The following is a 16,628-nucleotide window of genomic DNA, read 5'->3' as shown; positions in this document are numbered from 1 at the left end:
CTCCCGCGGCAGCACCAATGAACGCCTCATCCCTCGCCGCGATTGTCCTTCAGCCAGTCCAGCCCGTCGCGCAGGGCTCCGACCGCCTGGTCGACCTCGGAGCGAGAGATGATCAGTGGCGGCGAAAACAGCATGCGGTCCCCGGTGGCGCGCAACACCACGCCGGCATTGACACACTGGTTGCGGACAGACGCGCCGGTATCATCGGGTTTCTTGAAACGCTGGCGGGTGGCCTTGTCGGCGGTAATCTGCACGGCGCCCATCAGTCCGACACTGACCGCCTCACCGACCATGTCGTGGTCGGCAAGCGAAGCCAGAGCCTCGGCAAGATAGGGACCGATATCGTCACGCACGCGCTCGACCAGCCCCTCCTCCTCGATGATGCGGATATTCTCAAGCGCTGCGGCTGCCGCCACCGGATGCCCCGAATAGGTATAGCCGTGATAAAAATCGCCGACCTCGTCCATCATCACCTGGGCGACGCGGTCGGAGACCAGCACGCCGCCGATCGGCAAATAGCCGGACGACAGGCCCTTGGCGATCGGGGCCAGATCCGGCTCGAAGCCGAAATATTGATGGCCGAACCATGTGCCGAGACGGCCGAAACCGCAGATGACTTCATCCGCCACCAGCAGGATCTTGTACTTGGCGCAGATGCGCTTGATCTCCGGCCAATAGGTCGACGGCGGAACGATGACGCCGCCGGCTCCCTGGATCGGCTCGGCCACGAAGGCCGCGACATTCTCCTCGCCCAGTTCGATGATCTTGTCTTCCAGCTCCCGCGCCACCTTCAGGCCGAAGTCCTCCGGCGTCATGTCGCCGCCCTCGGCATACCAATAGGGCTGGTTGATATGATGGATACCCTCGATCGGCAGGTTGCCCTGTTCGTGCATCCACTTCATGCCGCCGAGCGAAGCGCCGGCAACGGTCGAGCCGTGATAGCCATTCTTGCGGGCGATGACCTGCGTCTTGGTCTCGTGCCCAAGCGCTTTCCAGTAGACGCGCACGATGCGGAACCAGGTATCGGAGGCTTCAGAGCCGGAATTGGAGAAAAAGACGTGGTTGAGCGTCGGACCGGCCTTTTCCGCCACCTTCTGAGCCAGCAGCGTTGTCGGTGGCGTCGTCGTGCCGAAGAAGGTGTTGTAATAGGGAAGCTCCTGCATCTGCGCATAAGCCGCGTCGGCGATCGACTTGCGGCCGTAGCCGACATTGACACACCAGAGGCCGGCAAAGGCGTCGAGATACTTCTTGCCGGTGGAATCCCAGATATGCACACCATCCGCACGGTTGATGATCTTGGTGCCTTCGGCATTCAGCTTCTTCATGTTGGAGAAGGGATGCAGGTGGTGGGCGGCATCAATGGCACCGAGATTGGAAGCGGTGGAGGCAATCTTGTTCATGGTTTCTGATCCTTGCCGGAGGCGATGGGACCGCTCGCCCGGCCAATCTTGGTCCGGTCTGGCGCCTGCCTCCGCATTGAAAGGCGGAACTTTATCGGCTACGAACATGACCTTCCAAAACGCGTTTGGCAAGGCACCGCGTGCCTCGTTCCTTCAGCCAGAAACGTGCCCATCGAGCCCATGAAAGTCCTTCCGCATGACCGCACAGACCGAGGCCGCCGACCTGAATACACCTGATGCTTCCGCACGCATCGAAGTGCTGCTTGTCGGCATGAATGGCGACCTGCGCGGCAAGATGATCCCGATCGGCGCCGAGGAGAAGGTCTGGAAGAATACCGTGCGGCTGCCGGCCTCGACCCAATCGCTCGACATCTGGGGCGACGACAATGACGACATTACCGGCCTGTCGCTGACGCTTGGCGACCCTGACGGCATCTGCGTGCCGGACAAGACATCGCTCACCTCCCTGCCCTGGGGACCGGCGGGCTCCAAGCAGGTGCTTGCCACCATGCACACGCTGGAGGGCGAGCCGCATTTCATCTGCCCGCGCGCCATCCTCGCCAAGGTGCTGAAACGCTACGAGGAGCGCGGCCTGACGCCGGTGGTCGCCACCGAACTCGAATTCTATGTCATCGAAGACGACTGGCGCGAAACCGGCAAGCCGACGCCGCCGAAGGCGCTGACCTATCGCGGCGAGCCGAACGGCTTCCAGCTCTATGACATGAGCGCGACGGCGGCGATGGAGGACTATCTTTCGATCATCCGCCGTTACTGCGACGACATGGGCCTGCCGGCCGATGCGACGACCGCCGAATTCGGCCCGGGCCAGTTCGAGGTCAACCTGCTGCACAAGCCCGACGCGCTGGCCGCAGCCGACGACTGCATCTACCTGAAGCGCGTCGTCGATTTCGCCGCCCGTCGCCTCGGCCTGCGCTCGACCTGCATGGCCAAGCCCTATGGCGACCAGGCCGGATCCGGCCTGCATGTGCACGCCTCGATCATCGACAGGGACGGCCGGAATATCCTTGACGCCAAGGGCGGCGATCCGGTGAAGCTGCGCTCGGTGACGGCTGGCATGCTGAAGACCATGCAGGACGCCCAGCTGATCTTTGCGCCGCTGGCCAATTCCTATCGCCGCTTCCAGCCGGGTTCGTTTGCGCCCGACAAGGTCGACTGGGGCTTCGGCAATCGCGGCACCGCCGTGCGCATTCCAGACAAGGATGGCCCTGCCGCCCGTGTCGAACACCGCGTTGCCGGCGCCGACGCCAATCCGCATCTGCTGCTCGCCGCCATTCTCGGCGGCATGCTGCTCGGCCTCGACGAGGATCTCGATCCCGGCCCGGTCACCACGCCGACCAGCGCACCGGAAAATCCGGCCATGCTGACGCATGATTTCCTGACCGCGGTCGATCGTTTCCGCCATTCGCCGTTCATCGCCGACGTCTTCGGTGCGGGTTACCAGAAGCTCTATGGCGACACGAAGCGCAAGGAGGCAATTGCCTATCTGCGCACCGTTTCCAGCTTCGACTATCAGACATATCTCGCGCGGCTCTAGCAGATATCAACAATACCAATTTTATCGGACAACTAAAAATGTCGTGATTGCGACGCAATCTTTGCATTGATTGCGCCAGAATCAAATTTCCGTTTGAAATCGTGCGTTTGCACCGACTTCGATCAATTCCGGCGCGTGCACTAAATTTGGCCTCTTGTATTTCATGTCTTTTTCTCGTCTGTTTCGGCCTTCCATCACGCCTGAAAGGGGAGAACAAAATGACAAAAATTCAAAAATTGGCGACCTCACTGCTGTTCGGTACCATGCTCATGGGTGCAGCTCCGGCATTTGCCGAAGCCGTCCTGCATCGCGGCAATGCCGGCGAACCGCAGACACTCGACTATGCCCATATTTCGATCGACATCGAAGGCTTCGTCGTCCGCGACCTGTTCGAAGGCCTGACGATTTTCGACGCCAAGGGCGAGATCATTCCGGGCACGGCCGAAAGCTGGACGGTGTCCGACGACGGCACGGTCTACACCTTCAAGATCCGCGAAAATGCAAACTGGTCGGATGGCTCGCCGGTCACGGCTGAAGACTTCGTCTTTGCAATGCGCCGCCTCGAAGATCCCAAGACCGCCGCTGAATACGCCAACATCCTTTATCCGATCAAGAACGCCGAAAAGGCCAACAAGGGCGAAGTGCCGATCGACCAGCTGGGCATCAAGGCGATCGACGCCAAGACCGTCGAGATCACGCTTGAGCGCCCGACCCCGTTCTTCCTGCAGCTGCTCGCGCACTATACCGCGCTGCCGATCAGCAAGGCCAATTTCGAGAAGTTCGGCGACCAGTTCGTCAAGCCGGGCAACATGGTCACCAATGGCGCCTTCCTGCTTCAGGCACATGTCCCGAACGACACGCTGACCGTGGTGAAGAACGAAAAGTACTGGGATGCGGCCAACGTCAAGCTCGACAAGGTGATCTTCTACCCGATCGACGACGATGCCGCTTCGGTTCGCCGCTTCGAAGCCAAGGAACTCGACCTCGTCTACAATTTCTCGGCAGACCAGATCAAGCGCCTGCGCGAAAGTTATAACGACCAGGTGCACGTGACGCCGGGTCTCGCCACCTACTACTACGTCTTCGACAACCGCGAGCCGCCTTATAACGACGTCAATGTGCGCCGGGCGCTTTCGATGGCTGTCGACCGCGACTTCCTGGCCCAGGAAATCTATGCCGGCGCCCAGCTTCCAGCCTACAACCTCGTACCGCCGGGCCTCGAAGGTTATGGCCAGGGTCCGCAGCCGGACTTCGCGACGCTGTCGCAGATCGACCGCGAAGACAAGGCTGTCGAGCTGATGAAGGCTGCCGGTTACGGTGAAGGCGGCAAGCCGCTGGAAATCGAGATCCGCTACAACACCAACGCCAACCACGAACGCGTCGCAACCGCCGTCGCCGACATGTGGAAGAACACCTTTGGCGCCAAGGTGTCGCTGGTCAATCTCGACGTGGCCTCGCACTACGCATACCTGCAGGAAGGCGGCAAGTTCAACGTGGCGCGCGCCGGCTGGAACGCCGACTACGCCGATCCGGAAAACTTCCTCGCCCTCAACGTCAGCACCAACACCACGTTCAACTACGGCAAGTACAAGAACGAGGAATTCGATGCGCTGATGAAGAAGTCCTACGAGGAAGCCGATCCGGCCAAGCGCATGGACGAGCTGAAGAAGGCTGAAGGCGTTCTGATGAACGATCAGCCGATTGCGCCGCTGATGAACACCGCCAACCTGTGGCTGGTTTCCTCGCGCGTTTCGGGCTGGGGCGACAATCCGGTGAACGAACACCTGTCGAAGTTCCTCAGCGTTTCCGAATAACGAACATAGGGAATGACGCGCGGCAGCATGATGGCTGTCGCGCGTCATCTTTTTTCACCATGATCTCATTTGTCCTGCGCCGACTTCTGAGCGCCGTGCCCACGGTGTTCGTCGTCGTGACGATCTCGTTCTTCCTGATGCGTTTTGCGCCGGGTGGTCCGTTCAATCTCGAACGCCCGCTTCCGCCGCAAACCATGGCCAACATCATGGCCACCTACAAGCTCGACCAGCCGCTGTGGCGCCAATATGTCAACTATCTCGGCAATGCCGCGACCGGCGATTTCGGGCCAAGTTTCATCTACAAGGACAACACGGTTTCCGAGCTGATCGGCAAGGCCCTGCCCTATTCGGTAGAACTCGGGCTCTACGCCATCCTGATCGCCCTGATCGGCGGCGTGACACTCGGCACCATTGCCGCCCTTCGCCAGAACAGCGCGCTCGATTTCGGCCTGATGGCCTTTGCCACCGTTGGCGTCACCGTGCCCAATTTCGTCGTCGGCCCCGTGCTGACGCTGATCTTTGCCGTGATGCTGTCCTGGCTGCCGGCCGGTGGCTGGGGTGACGGTTCGGCCCGCAACCTGATCCTGCCGATGACGGCGCTTGCGCTTCCGCAGCTCGCCGTGTTTGCGCGCCTCACACGCGGCTCGATGATCGAGGCCCTGCATACCGACCATATCCGCACCGCCAAGGCTTATGGCCTGCCGTCGCGGGTGGTGGTCATCACCCACGCGCTGCGCGGTGCCATGCTGCCGGTGGTCTCTTATCTGGCCCCGTGCGCCGCCGCCCTGCTCACCGGTTCCGCCGTGGTCGAAAGCATCTTCACCATTCCCGGCGTCGGTCGCTACTTCGTGCTCGGCGCGCTCAACCGCGATTATCCTCTGGTCATGGGCACCGTCATTCTCGTCGCGCTGTTCGTGATCGTCTTCAACCTGCTGGTCGACATCGCCTATGGCCTGCTCGATCCGAGGGTCCGCCATGACTGATACAACAACGACAACATCTCATGCGCCTGTCGTCGAAGGCCGCAGCCTCGGGCAGCTGGCCAAGATGCGCTTCCGGCGCAACAAGGCGGCCATGGCCGGCTGCGTCGTGCTGCTGCTGATCTGCCTGTTCTCGTTTGCCGGCCCGCTCGTCTCGCCGCATAGCTATGACCAGGTCTTCCCGTCCTATGTCTCCATCCCGCCGAGCCTGACGCCACGGCCGGATCCGCAGACACTGGCCGAGGTTGCCGAAAGCACCGCCAAGCGCGCGCGCCTGACACTGGAAAGCTTCGAGATCGAGAGTGGCGTGTTCACCGCCAAGGTGACCTCGGCACGTCCGATCGATCCGCGCTCCGTGCGCTATTTCGACCGGGTCAACGAATTCAAGAACACCACCGTCGCCGAAACCTCCGCTGATGAGCTGTCGATGACCCTGACCGGCTCGGTCGACCAGCAGTATTTCCTCTTCGGCACCGACAGCAACGGCCGCGACCTTCTGGTGCGCGTCATGCTCGGCGGCCAGATCTCGATCGCCGTCGGCCTTGCCGCCTCGCTGGTATCGCTCGGGATCGGCGTCATCTATGGCGCGACCTCCGGCTATATCGGCGGGCGGGTCGACAACGTGATGATGCGTCTCGTCGAGATCATCTATTCGCTGCCCTTCGTCTTCCTCGTCGTCGTGCTGGTGGTGTTCTTCGGCCGCTCGATCGTCTTGATCTTTGCCGTCATCGGCGCGGTGCAATGGCTGGAAATGGCCCGCATCGTGCGCGGCCAGACCCTGTCCCTGAAGCGCCGCGAATTCGTCGGCGCAGCCCAGGCGCTCGGCCTCACCGACTGGCAGATCATCCGCCGTCACATCATCCCGAACACGGTCGGACCGGTCATCGTCTTCGTCACCGTCGTGGTGCCGCAGGTGATCCTGACCGAGAGCTTCCTGTCCTTCCTCGGCCTCGGCGTCCAGGCGCCGCTCGCCAGCTGGGGCACGCTGATCTCGGAGGGCACGAAGAACATGCAGAGTGCGCCCTGGCTCCTGATCTTCCCGGCGATCTTCTTCGTCATCACGCTGTTTGCCCTCAACTTCGTTGGCGACGGCCTGCGCGATGCGCTTGATCCGAAGGACCGATAAGCATGGACAAGACAGAGATGAACAACGTGCTTGCCGTTAGGGACCTCAAGGTCACCTTCACCACGCCGGACGGCGAGGTGCAGGCGGTGAAGGGTGTCACCTTCGACGTGAAGAAAGGCGAAACCCTTGCCATCGTCGGCGAATCCGGTTCCGGCAAGAGCCAGACGATGATGGGCATCATGGGGCTGCTGGCATCGAACGGACGGGTCGAAGGTTCGGCGTTTTACGGCGCGACCGATCTTGCCCATGCCGGACTGAAGGAACTGAACGAGGTGCGCGGCTCGAAGATCACCATGATCTTCCAGGAGCCGATGACCTCGCTCGATCCGCTCTACACGATCGGCAGGCAGATCGCCGAGCCGCTGCGCTACCACCGCGGCATGGGCAAGCGACAGGCGCGCGAACGCGTGCTCGAATTGCTCAACCTGGTCGGTATTCCAGACCCGAACCGGCGCATCGACAGTTATCCGCACGAGCTTTCCGGCGGCCAGCGCCAGCGCGTGATGATCGCCATGGCACTTGCTAACGAGCCGGACGTGCTGATTGCCGACGAGCCGACCACGGCGCTGGACGTTACCATCCAGGCGCAGATCCTCGACCTGCTCGCCGACCTGCAGAAGCGTTTCGGCATGGCGATCGTGCTGATCACCCATGATCTCGGCGTGGTCAAGCATGTCGCCGACCGCGTCGTCGTGATGCGGCGCGGCGAGGTCGTCGAACAGGGCTCGCGCGAGGACATCTTCGAACGACCGACGGCGGACTATACCAAGATGCTGCTGGCGGCCGAGCCGCATGGCACCAAGGCACCGCCCGCCGATGACGCGCCGATCATGCTCGAGGGCCGCAACGTGGTCGTCGATTTCAACATTGGCGGCGGACTGCTGTTCAAGGGCACGAAGACGTTCCGTGCCGTCGACAATGTCAGCCTGACGCTGCGCCAGGGCCAGACCATCGGCGTGGTGGGAGAATCGGGTTCGGGCAAGTCGACGCTCGGTCGCGCACTGCTGCGCCTGCTGGCGTCGGACGGTCGCTACCGCTTCGAGACGACGGATATCTCGCTGCTCGACCGCAGCCAGATGCGGCCCTATCGCCGGCAGATGCAGCTGGTGTTCCAGGACCCCTACGGCTCCCTTTCGCCACGCCAGACCGTCGGCGAGATCATCACCGAAGGCCTCTATGTGCATGAGCCGCAACTGACCAAGGCAGACCGCGACAAGCGGGCAATCGCCGCCCTCAGTGAAGTGGGCCTCGATCCGGCAGCCCGCAACCGCTATCCGCACGAGTTCTCCGGCGGCCAGCGTCAACGCATCGCCATCGCCCGTTCGATCATCCTGAAACCGAAGGTCATCGTGCTCGACGAGCCGACCTCCGCGCTCGACCGATCGGTTCAGTTGCAGGTCATCGAACTGCTGCGTGACCTGCAGGCCAAGCACGGCCTGTCCTATGTCTTCATCAGCCATGACCTGTCAGTGGTCCGGGCGATGTCAGACCATGTGGTGGTGATGAAGAACGGCAAGATCGTCGAGCAGGGCGATACGGAAGCCATCTTCGAGCGGCCAGCAGAGGACTATACCAAGACGCTGATCGCAGCCGCGTTCGCATAGCAAACTGCCTGCCCGAAGGGTATCCCCCTCTGTCGGCGACACCGATATCTCACCCTCAAGGGGGAGATATCGGTCAAGGCAGAGGAGAGGTTATCGGACTGGCACATGAAAACTCGTCTACGCCGTCGCCGGAACCAGCACCTTCAACTCGCCGGCGTGGATCTTGATCTCGACATCGCGCGGCATGCGCAGCAGTTCACCGTCGACAACACAGGCTGCCCCCTGACGATGCTTGGGGAAATGCAGGCGCAGTACCTTGGCAGTCGAGGCGGTCACCGCCTGATTGTCCGTGAAGCGCCCACGCATGATATCGAAAGCCAGCGAAAACACGCCCGTCGGCTCGAGTGGATCGGCGAGATAGACGCCAAGCTTGCCGGTGGTCAGGTCATCGGCGAAGAACAGTGCATTGTTGCCCAGCGGGTTGTTGGACACCGAAATGGCCGAGACCGGCCGTTCGTCGCTGCGGCCGTCGCCGTCGATGTCGAAGATCACCTCGAAACGCGGTGGATCCAGCATCACGCCGAAGGCGGCATTGGTGCTGGCGCGCATCTTGCCGAGCTTGGAGGCGAAATTCATCGAATTGCGCATGCGCACCATGCGCGCGTGAAGGCCAGCTGAAAACTGGTGCACATAGGGACGGCCATTGGCCGTTGCGATGTCGACGGACTGGACCTGCGCATCGGCCAGCGTGTCGAGCACCTTCCAGATATCCAGCGGCAGTTTCAGCGAGCGGGCAAACAGGTTCATCGTGCCGGCCGGAACCACGCCAAGCGGCAGTCCGGCTTTCCAGGCGACGCCCGCCGCGGCCGAAATCGTGCCGTCGCCGCCACCCGCCACCAGCGCATCCGCACCGGAAATGCTGGCTTTTTCGAGCGCCGAAACGACCTCGTCGCCGCCGACCACGGCGCAATCGAGATCATGCCCCTTGGCCGCGAACGCCTTGACGGCGCTGGCGCAATAGGCCTGCATGTCGGTGGTCTTGAAGGTACCACCGTCGCGATTGAGTACAGCCGTGATCTTCATCTCGTCCTTTCGCAGTGCCAACATGCGCCGCAGCTTGCGACAACGCGCCATTTCGTCAATTGTTTCCTTATCGCAACAGATCGCGTCCGAAGCGCTAAAATTCAAGGGCGTGGACAAAAGCCTTTGCCGCAGCGCACAATGATATGATAAATAACAATTCTGCCTTTGCTTCGGTCCATCAAGGACCGCCTTCCATTCCCTGCTTCTGCTGAAGCTCTACGCGCCGTCGCTCCCAGCCGGCGCCCCGTGGTGTTTTGATGACCGACTGCACGACCGCCGACCGTTCCCTCGTTGACCGCCGGATCGATCCGGCCCAGCTATCGCCCGCCACCGTCCTGCTGATCGAAATTGCACTGGCTGCCGGCGGCTTCGGTATCGGCACCGGCGAATTTGTCATCATGGGCCTTCTGCCGGAGGTCGCCACCACCTATCAGGTCAGCGTACCGGATGCCGGCAATGTCATCAGTGCCTATGCACTCGGCGTGGTCATCGGTGCACCGATCATCGCAGCGCTTGCGGCCAAGCTGCCGCGCAAGACCCTGCTTCTGCTGCTGATGAGCCTGTTTGCCATCGGCAATTTCGCCAGCGCCATGGCGCCCGGCTTCCTCTCCTTCACCGCCTTGCGCTTCATCACCGGCCTGCCGCATGGCGCCTATTTCGGTGTCGCGGCCCTGGTGGCCGCTTCGATGGCTCCGCCACACAAGCGGGTTCGCGCGGTCGGCCGCGTGATGCTCGGCCTGACCATTGCCACCCTCATCGGCACGCCGATAGCGACCTTCCTCGGCCAGTTGATGAGCTGGCGGGCTGCGTTCTTCATGGTGGCTGCAATCGGCGGCCTGACGGTTGCGCTGATTGCGATCTATCTGCCGAAGGACGAGGTTGCCGAAGGTGCCAGCATCCGCCGTGAACTCAGCGCCTTCGGGCGCCTGCAGGTCTGGCTTTCGCTCGCCGTGGCGGCAATCGGTTTCGGCGGCATGTTCGCGATCTTCAGCTATATCGCCAAGACGACGACCGACACCGCCGGACTGCCGACCACCATGGTCGCCATCGTGCTTGCGCTGTTCGGTATCGGCATGAATGTCGGCAATGTCGTGGGTTCGCGCATGGCCGACTATTCCCTCAACGGCACCATCGGCGGCGTGCTCGCCTTCAATGTCGTGCTGATGGCGGTCTTTTCGCTGACGGCTCATAACCCGATCATGCTGTGCGTCTGCGTCTTCCTGACCGGCTGCGGCTTTGCCGCATGCCCGGCCGTGCAGACCCGGTTGATGGATGTGGCGGCTGACGCCCAGACGCTCGCCGCCGCGTCCAACCATTCGGCCTTCAACATAGCCAACGCGCTCGGCGCCTGGCTCGGCGGCGTGGTCATCGCAGCCGGCTACGGCTATGGCGCAACCGGCTTCGTCGGCTCGGTCCTGTCGGCACTCGGCCTGGTGGTGTTCCTGATCTCCGTCGGGCTGGATAAGCGGACGGCACGCAGCTGAGACATTCCTTCGCCGAGCCGGCCCGGGCTTTTTCCGATCAGGGCCTTTCGCCGGTGGTTGAAACACGTATGGAAGCCTGGCTTCGCATGCCGATCGCCACACCGACCAGCGCCATGCCACCACCGACCAGGTGGAAAAGAGCCAAGGTTTCGCCGAGCAGCAACCATGCAAGCGCCGCCACCAGTAGCGGCAGCAGGTTGATGTAAAGCGCACTGCGTGCCGCGCCGAGTTCGCGCACGGCAATCATCCAGCAGAACGGCGCCAGAAGCGATGTCGGAATGGCGGCGAACAGGACCAGCGGCAGGTTGTCCGCCGTGATCGGACTGATGTCGCTGAGCAGCCAGAGCGGCAACAGGAACGCCGTGGCCACGGCGATCTGGCACCAGATCTGCTGCCACATCGGCAGCGGCAGTGCCCAGCGCCTGAGCAAAACGCCATAGAAGGAATTGGCAACGATGGCGACGATCATCAGCGCGTCACCGACATGAAGGCCGCCCGCCAGGAGCTGAAGCGGATCGCCGTGGGAAATCAGATAAACGACCCCCAGCAGCGACAACGCCCCACCCAGCATGCGCGACCGGGTTAGGCGCTCGCCGGCGAAAGCCGAAGCCAGGAAAATGGCAATCAGCGGCATCAGTGCCGCCAGAAGCCCCATGTTGAGCGCCGTCGTGGTCTTGGCCGCCTCATAGGCGAGGCTCTGGTAGATCACCATGCCCAGCATTCCAAGCACGGCCAGCTTCCACCAGTGTCGCAGGGCCGGCCGGCGATTGGCCCACAGACCACGCATGACGAAAGGCGTCAGCAGCACGAGGGCAATCAGCCAGCGATAAAATGCGATCGAGGCCGGCTCGATCAACCCGGCCGATGCCTTGGTGACGATGGTATTGCCCGCCCATATCAACATGGTCAGCAGCGGGATCAGAGCCATAACGAAGCCATGGCTCATCCGACTGGTCGTCTGCGCTGCCATTGTCATCCTGCGTGCCTCACCTTCAGGACCGCAAACCCTGATGGCTGCGATCGTCGCCCCTTTCTCTAGCAGGCGTCCTGATTTCGTTATATAATGAATTTTGGACACAAGATTGCGGAGAACGGCCATGCTCTATGCGCATGAAGGGATTGATGGCGAACAACCCCGACCGATATCGTTCCGCACCGTTCGCTACCAGGGCGGCAGCGGATTTCCCGCCAAGCGTCAGGTCTGGGGCGAATTGAATTACGCCCTGCAGGGCATCGCCCAGATCAACATCGAAGGCGTGCGCTTCCTGTCACCGCCCCAATACGCCATCTGGATCCCGCCGGGTTTCGAACACGATGCCATCAACCCGCAGGACGTGCTTTACGTCACGACCCATATAGAGGCCGGGCTTTGCGCGGATCTGCCGCAGCAGCCATGCACGCTGGATCTGAGTGCCCTGTTGAAAGCCATTCTCGCCGATTTCGCCCGGCGGGGCATCCGCCATCCGCGCACGCCCGACGATCTGCGACTGGCGATGGTGATCGTCGACCAGGTGCGGGCAGCACCCCGTTTCGCACAATATCTGCCGACCACCGACGATATTCTGCTCGGCCCGATGCTCAGCCAGTTGCAGCAGGAACCGGGAGACAAACGCTCGGCTGCCGAATGGGCGAACCGCGCCGGCACCACCGAACGCACGCTATCGCGCCGCTGCCAGGAGGTGCTCGGCATGTCGTTCAACGACTGGCGCCAGCGGCTCCGGCTGTTGACCGCCCTTGCGCTGCTCGATGAGGGAGAAAGCGTTCATGGGGTGGCGGAGCGGCTGGGCTACAGCAACCCCTCCGCCTTTATCGCAATGTTCCGCCGACTGACGGGCGTCAGCCCGTCACAGATGCGCAAGCGTCAATAGGGATCAGGCCTGCAGCACGACAACCTTGTCGCCGACCTTGGTGCGGGCATACAGATCGATGACGTCGTGGTTCATCATGCGCACGCAGCCCGACGACATTGCCTCGCCGATCGACCATGGCTGGTTGGTGCCGTGCAGGCGAAACAGCGTATCGTTGCCGCCGCGATAGAGATACATGGCGCGGGCGCCGAGCGGATTGTTCGGGCCTCCCGGCAGGCCGCCGGCATATTTCAGGTTCTTTTCCGGGTCGCGGCGGATCATGTTGGGTGTCGGCGTCCAGGTCGGCCATTCCGCCTTGCGGCCGATATAGGCATTGCCCGCCAGCGCATAACCGTTGCGGCCGACGCCGATGCCGTAGCGCATCGCACGACCATCGCCGAGAACGTAGTAGAGGCGGCGCTCGGGTGTGTCGACGACAACCGTGCCCGCAGAATGGGCCGTCTCATAGGCCACTTCCTGACGGCGCAGTTCCGGCTTGATCTTGTCGAGCGGTACCTTTTTCAGCGGAAAGGGCTCGGTCGTGACGTCGCCATACATCGCCTGCTGGTTGGGCATGGACTGGCAGCCGGCGAGGAGAAGCGGCAGGCCGATCAGCAGGCTGCGACGGGAAATGGTCATGGATCAAACGTCCTCGGAGATGATTCTTCTGCCGAGAAGCCTAGGAAATTTATGGTTAATGCCTGGTTAAATCGAGGATGAGGCGATTAACAACCGCGTCATAATTGTGGCGGATGGCGCGCGGATTTACTTGGACAACGCGCCGCAGTGCCACGCCTTCTGTTGAAATGCAGGGCCATCCCAATACGAAGAAGGGCCGCACACTGGCGGCCCTTTCGTGACACTTACATATTTGGATAAACCGGCCCCTCGCCGCCCTGTGGCGGAACCCAGGTGATGTTCTGGTTGGGGTCCTTGATGTCACAGGTCTTGCAGTGCACGCAGTTCTGCGCGTTGATGACGAAGACGTCTTCGCCATCCTTTTCGACCCATTCGTAGACGCCGGCCGGACAGTAGCGGGTCGAGGGACCGGCAAAGATACCGAGTTCGGAACGCTTCTGCAGGTCCATGTCCTTGACCTTGAGGTGGACCGGTTGGTCCTCCTCATGATTGGTGTTGGACAGGAAGACCGACGACAGGCGGTCGAAGGTCAGGACGCCATCCGGCTTCGGATAGGCGATCGGCTTGTGTTTTGCAGCGGGCTCCAGCGACTGGGCGTCGGTCTTGCCATGCTTCAGCGTAAACGGCGAGGTGCCGAAGATCTGGTTGATCCACATGTCGAGGCCGCCGAGCGCTACGCCGAGTGCGGTACCGAACTTCGACCACAGCGGCTTGACGTTGCGCACGCGCTTCAGATCCTTGCCGATATCGGTCTTGCGCCATTCGTTTTCGATCTCGATCGGCTCGTCATTGGCGCGGCCGGCGGCAATGGCATCGGCGATCTTGTCGGCCGCGAGCATGCCCGAAAGCACGGCATTGTGGCTGCCCTTGATGCGCGGCACATTGACGAGGCCGGCGGAACAGCCGATCAGCGCGCCGCCGGGGAAGGACAGCTTCGGCACCGACTGATAGCCGCCTTCGGTGATCGCACGGGCGCCATAGGACAGGCGCTTTGCCCCTTCGAAGGTCTTGGCGATCGCCGGATGGGTCTTGAAGCGCTGGAATTCCTCGAAAGGATAGAGATAGGGGTTCTTGTAGTTGAGGTGCACGACAAAACCGACCGCTACCGTGTTGTCCTCGAGGTGATAGAGGAAGGAGCCGCCACCGGTCTTCATGCCGAGCGGCCAGCCGAAGGAGTGCTGCACGAGGCCCGGCTTGTGGTGCTCAGGCTTGACCTGCCAGAGTTCCTTCAGGCCGATACCATATTTCTGGACGTCGCTGTCGCGGGAAAGGTCAAATTTGGCGATCAGCTGCTTGGCCAGCGATCCGCGCACGCCCTCGCCGATCAGCACATATTTGCCGAGCAGTTCCATACCACGGGTGAAGTTCGGACCCGGCTCGCCATTCTTCTCGATGCCCATGTCGCCGGTCGCCACGCCGATGACGGCACCTTCGTCGTTGTAAAGCACTTCCGTCGCAGCAAAGCCCGGATAGATTTCAACGCCCAGCGCTTCGGCATGGCCGGCCAGCCAGCGACAGACATTGCCGAGCGAGACGATGTAATTGCCGTGATTGTTCATCAGCGGCGGCATGGCAAAATTGGGCAAGCGGATGGAGCCAGCAGGCCCGAGAAGCAGAAACTGGTCATCGGTGACCGGCGTCTTGAACGGATGGTCGGCCTCTTTGCGCCATTCGGGCAAGAGTTTGTCGATGCCGATCGGATCGACCACGGCACCCGACAGGATATGCGCGCCGACTTCGGCGCCCTTTTCCAGAACGACCACGGTCAGGTCCGGATTGACCTGTTTCAGCCGGATCGCCGCAGACAGGCCCGCTGGCCCCGCGCCGACGATCACCACGTCGAATTCCATGCTTTCGCGTTCCGGCAGTTCCATCTCAGTGCTCATCGTCAATCCTCCGCGCGGCGGTTCTTTGCGCCTATCTCCTTGACAAAACCCAACCTGATTGTCGAGCCGAAGCGCGACACGCACAGGCGCAAATTCCGGCAGGGTGGTGTGAAGGACGAGAATATCTGACGTGCACGTAAGCGTCAATCAGGTAGCCAGAGGCAAAATAGGGAGTGCCCCTACCCTGTTTCGGGCTGTCGCCATGTGCAGAATGCCCGGCGGCCAGCCCTCCCCCAAGCAGCGACTGTGAACGACTGATGGGGCCAACGACCTGTCAGCGCATACCGTCTACCGGGCGAACCGTTTTGCACCGGCGACGCACAGCACGACCGCCACCGTGCTTGCCAGCATGCCGAGGCTCACCTGTTCGTGCAGCAGCGTCGCGGCAAGGGCCAGGCCGAAAAACGGCTGCAACAATTGCAACTGGCCGACCGCGGCGATCCCTCCGAGCGCAAGTCCGCGATACCAGAAGACGAAACCGACCAGCATGCTGAACACCGAGACATAAGCGAGCCCGAGCCATGCGGGCATGGTGACGGCCTGCCAGGACACGGGCATGGTCAGCAGGGCAAGCGCGACCATGACCGGCAGCGACAACAGCAGCGCCCAGGAAATCACCTGCCAGCCGCCGAGCCGGCGCGATAACCGGGCGCCTTCGGCATAACCCAATCCACAGAGCACAATGGCCGCGATCATCAGAAGATCGCCCAGGCTTGATGTTGCGTCACCGGTGACCAGGGCGAAGCCGGCAACGATGGCGCTGCCGAGGCAGGAGAACAGCCAGAACAGTGGCTTGGGTCGCTCTCCGCCGCGCAGGACCGCAAAGACTGCCGTCATCAGGGGCAGCAGGCCGACAAAAACCACCGAATGCGCCGCGGTAATGGTCTGCAGCGCCAAGGCGGTCAGCAGCGGAAAACCGACGACGACACCGAGCGCAACGATGGCAAGCGAGACCATGTCGCGGCGAACCGGACGCGCCTGACGCCAGATGACCAGCAGGACTGCGGCCAGCAGGGCTGCGATCACGGCCCGCGCCGAAGTCAGGAACAGCGGTGAAAAACCGCCGACGGCGACGCGTGTCGCCGGTAATGATCCACTGAAGATCAATACGCCGAGCAGACCGCTGCCCCAACCGTCCATGGATGTTTTCATTGGCCCTCGCTTTCTGACACCGTCCTAGCTTTGGAACACTGGCGAAGACAGCAACAGTTCGGTACAATTGAGCAAAACTGTACTGGTTCATTGCCCATACAGTCGAGCCTTCCGGAGA

13 protein-coding genes are annotated in these 16,628 nt (G+C 62.0%); 7 read left to right on the top strand and 6 right to left on the bottom strand.

Annotation, left to right across the window (positions count from 1 at the left end; genetic code table 11):
* Window positions 1-26: 26 nt before the first annotated feature.
* On the bottom strand, window positions 27-1,400 hold the full coding sequence (locus IM739_RS09120; RefSeq protein ID WP_237370842.1) for an aspartate aminotransferase family protein: 1,374 nt from the start codon (window positions 1,398-1,400) through the stop codon (window positions 27-29).
* A gap of 196 nt (window positions 1,401-1,596) precedes the next feature.
* On the opposite strand from IM739_RS09120, the gene IM739_RS09115 reads away from it, so the two are divergent.
* From IM739_RS09115 to IM739_RS09095, 5 genes are all read left to right on the top strand, one after another.
* Window positions 1,597-2,955, top strand: a complete 1,359-nt coding sequence (locus IM739_RS09115; protein ID WP_237370841.1) for a glutamine synthetase family protein — start codon at window positions 1,597-1,599, stop codon at window positions 2,953-2,955.
* 218 nt (window positions 2,956-3,173) lie between these two features.
* Window positions 3,174-4,769: a peptide ABC transporter substrate-binding protein gene (locus tag IM739_RS09110; protein WP_237370840.1), complete on the top strand. Its 1,596-nt coding sequence runs from the start codon at window positions 3,174-3,176 to the stop codon at window positions 4,767-4,769.
* A 59-nt stretch (window positions 4,770-4,828) separates the two neighbouring features.
* Window positions 4,829-5,752: an oligopeptide ABC transporter permease OppB gene (oppB, locus tag IM739_RS09105; protein WP_237370839.1), complete on the top strand. Its 924-nt coding sequence runs from the start codon at window positions 4,829-4,831 to the stop codon at window positions 5,750-5,752.
* Complete coding sequence (locus IM739_RS09100) at window positions 5,745-6,875, top strand: ABC transporter permease (RefSeq protein WP_237370838.1); 1,131 nt, start codon at window positions 5,745-5,747, stop codon at window positions 6,873-6,875. The genes oppB and IM739_RS09100 overlap by 8 nt, the downstream gene beginning before the upstream one ends.
* 2 nt (window positions 6,876-6,877) lie before the next feature.
* A complete protein-coding gene (locus tag IM739_RS09095; RefSeq protein WP_237370837.1) occupies window positions 6,878-8,479 on the top strand; it encodes an ABC transporter ATP-binding protein in 1,602 nt (533 codons plus the stop codon).
* Between the two features lie 117 nt (window positions 8,480-8,596).
* On the opposite strand, the gene IM739_RS09090 is transcribed toward IM739_RS09095, so the two are convergent.
* The gene (locus tag IM739_RS09090; protein WP_237371023.1) at window positions 8,597-9,502 is read right to left on the bottom strand and encodes a diacylglycerol/lipid kinase family protein; all 906 of its coding nucleotides are present in this window, start codon (window positions 9,500-9,502) and stop codon (window positions 8,597-8,599) included.
* Window positions 9,503-9,759: 257 nt separating this feature from the next.
* On the opposite strand from IM739_RS09090, the gene IM739_RS09085 reads away from it, so the two are divergent.
* On the top strand, window positions 9,760-10,986 hold the full coding sequence (locus IM739_RS09085; RefSeq protein WP_237370836.1) for an MFS transporter: 1,227 nt from the start codon (window positions 9,760-9,762) through the stop codon (window positions 10,984-10,986).
* A gap of 37 nt (window positions 10,987-11,023) precedes the next feature.
* Here the strand turns inward: IM739_RS09085 and IM739_RS09080 are convergent, their stop codons facing one another.
* Window positions 11,024-11,956, bottom strand: coding sequence for a DMT family transporter (locus tag IM739_RS09080; RefSeq protein ID WP_237370835.1), 933 nt, complete (start codon window positions 11,954-11,956; stop codon window positions 11,024-11,026).
* 127 nt (window positions 11,957-12,083) lie between these two features.
* Here IM739_RS09080 and IM739_RS09075 point away from each other — a divergent pair, with 127 nt between their 5' ends.
* Window positions 12,084-12,854: an AraC family transcriptional regulator gene (locus tag IM739_RS09075; RefSeq protein WP_237370834.1), complete on the top strand. Its 771-nt coding sequence runs from the start codon at window positions 12,084-12,086 to the stop codon at window positions 12,852-12,854.
* A 3-nt stretch (window positions 12,855-12,857) separates the two neighbouring features.
* Here IM739_RS09075 and IM739_RS09070 read toward each other — a convergent pair whose 3' ends face one another.
* From IM739_RS09070 to IM739_RS09060, 3 genes are all read right to left on the bottom strand, one after another.
* Entirely contained in the window at window positions 12,858-13,472 is a 615-nt protein-coding gene (locus IM739_RS09070) for a L,D-transpeptidase (RefSeq protein ID WP_237370833.1), read from the bottom strand.
* Window positions 13,473-13,696: 224 nt separating this feature from the next.
* A complete protein-coding gene (locus IM739_RS09065; protein ID WP_237370832.1) occupies window positions 13,697-15,358 on the bottom strand; it encodes an electron transfer flavoprotein-ubiquinone oxidoreductase in 1,662 nt (553 codons plus the stop codon).
* Between the two features lie 288 nt (window positions 15,359-15,646).
* Complete coding sequence (locus IM739_RS09060; RefSeq protein WP_237370831.1) at window positions 15,647-16,510, bottom strand: DMT family transporter; 864 nt, start codon at window positions 16,508-16,510, stop codon at window positions 15,647-15,649.
* Between the last annotated feature and the right edge of the window lie 118 nt (window positions 16,511-16,628).

It is taken from the genome of Rhizobium sp. SL42, from assembly GCF_021729845.1.
Lineage (GTDB): Bacteria > Pseudomonadota > Alphaproteobacteria > Rhizobiales > Rhizobiaceae > Allorhizobium.
This window is presented reverse-complemented; position numbering and strand designations above follow the sequence as displayed.

Coding starts and splice junctions, on each gene's coding strand:
- IM739_RS09120 (WP_237370842.1), bottom strand. CDS start 1,400: ATGAACAAGATTGCCTCCACCGCTTCCAATCTCGGTGCCATTGATGCC.
- IM739_RS09115 (WP_237370841.1), top strand. CDS start 1,597: ATGACCGCACAGACCGAGGCCGCCGACCTGAATACACCTGATGCTTCC.
- IM739_RS09110 (WP_237370840.1), top strand. CDS start 3,174: ATGACAAAAATTCAAAAATTGGCGACCTCACTGCTGTTCGGTACCATG.
- oppB (WP_237370839.1), top strand. CDS start 4,829: ATGATCTCATTTGTCCTGCGCCGACTTCTGAGCGCCGTGCCCACGGTG.
- IM739_RS09100 (WP_237370838.1), top strand. CDS start 5,745: ATGACTGATACAACAACGACAACATCTCATGCGCCTGTCGTCGAAGGC.
- IM739_RS09095 (WP_237370837.1), top strand. CDS start 6,878: ATGGACAAGACAGAGATGAACAACGTGCTTGCCGTTAGGGACCTCAAG.
- IM739_RS09090 (WP_237371023.1), bottom strand. CDS start 9,502: ATGAAGATCACGGCTGTACTCAATCGCGACGGTGGTACCTTCAAGACC.
- IM739_RS09085 (WP_237370836.1), top strand. CDS start 9,760: ATGACCGACTGCACGACCGCCGACCGTTCCCTCGTTGACCGCCGGATC.
- IM739_RS09080 (WP_237370835.1), bottom strand. CDS start 11,956: ATGGCAGCGCAGACGACCAGTCGGATGAGCCATGGCTTCGTTATGGCT.
- IM739_RS09075 (WP_237370834.1), top strand. CDS start 12,084: ATGCTCTATGCGCATGAAGGGATTGATGGCGAACAACCCCGACCGATA.
- IM739_RS09070 (WP_237370833.1), bottom strand. CDS start 13,472: ATGACCATTTCCCGTCGCAGCCTGCTGATCGGCCTGCCGCTTCTCCTC.
- IM739_RS09065 (WP_237370832.1), bottom strand. CDS start 15,358: ATGAGCACTGAGATGGAACTGCCGGAACGCGAAAGCATGGAATTCGAC.
- IM739_RS09060 (WP_237370831.1), bottom strand. CDS start 16,510: ATGAAAACATCCATGGACGGTTGGGGCAGCGGTCTGCTCGGCGTATTG.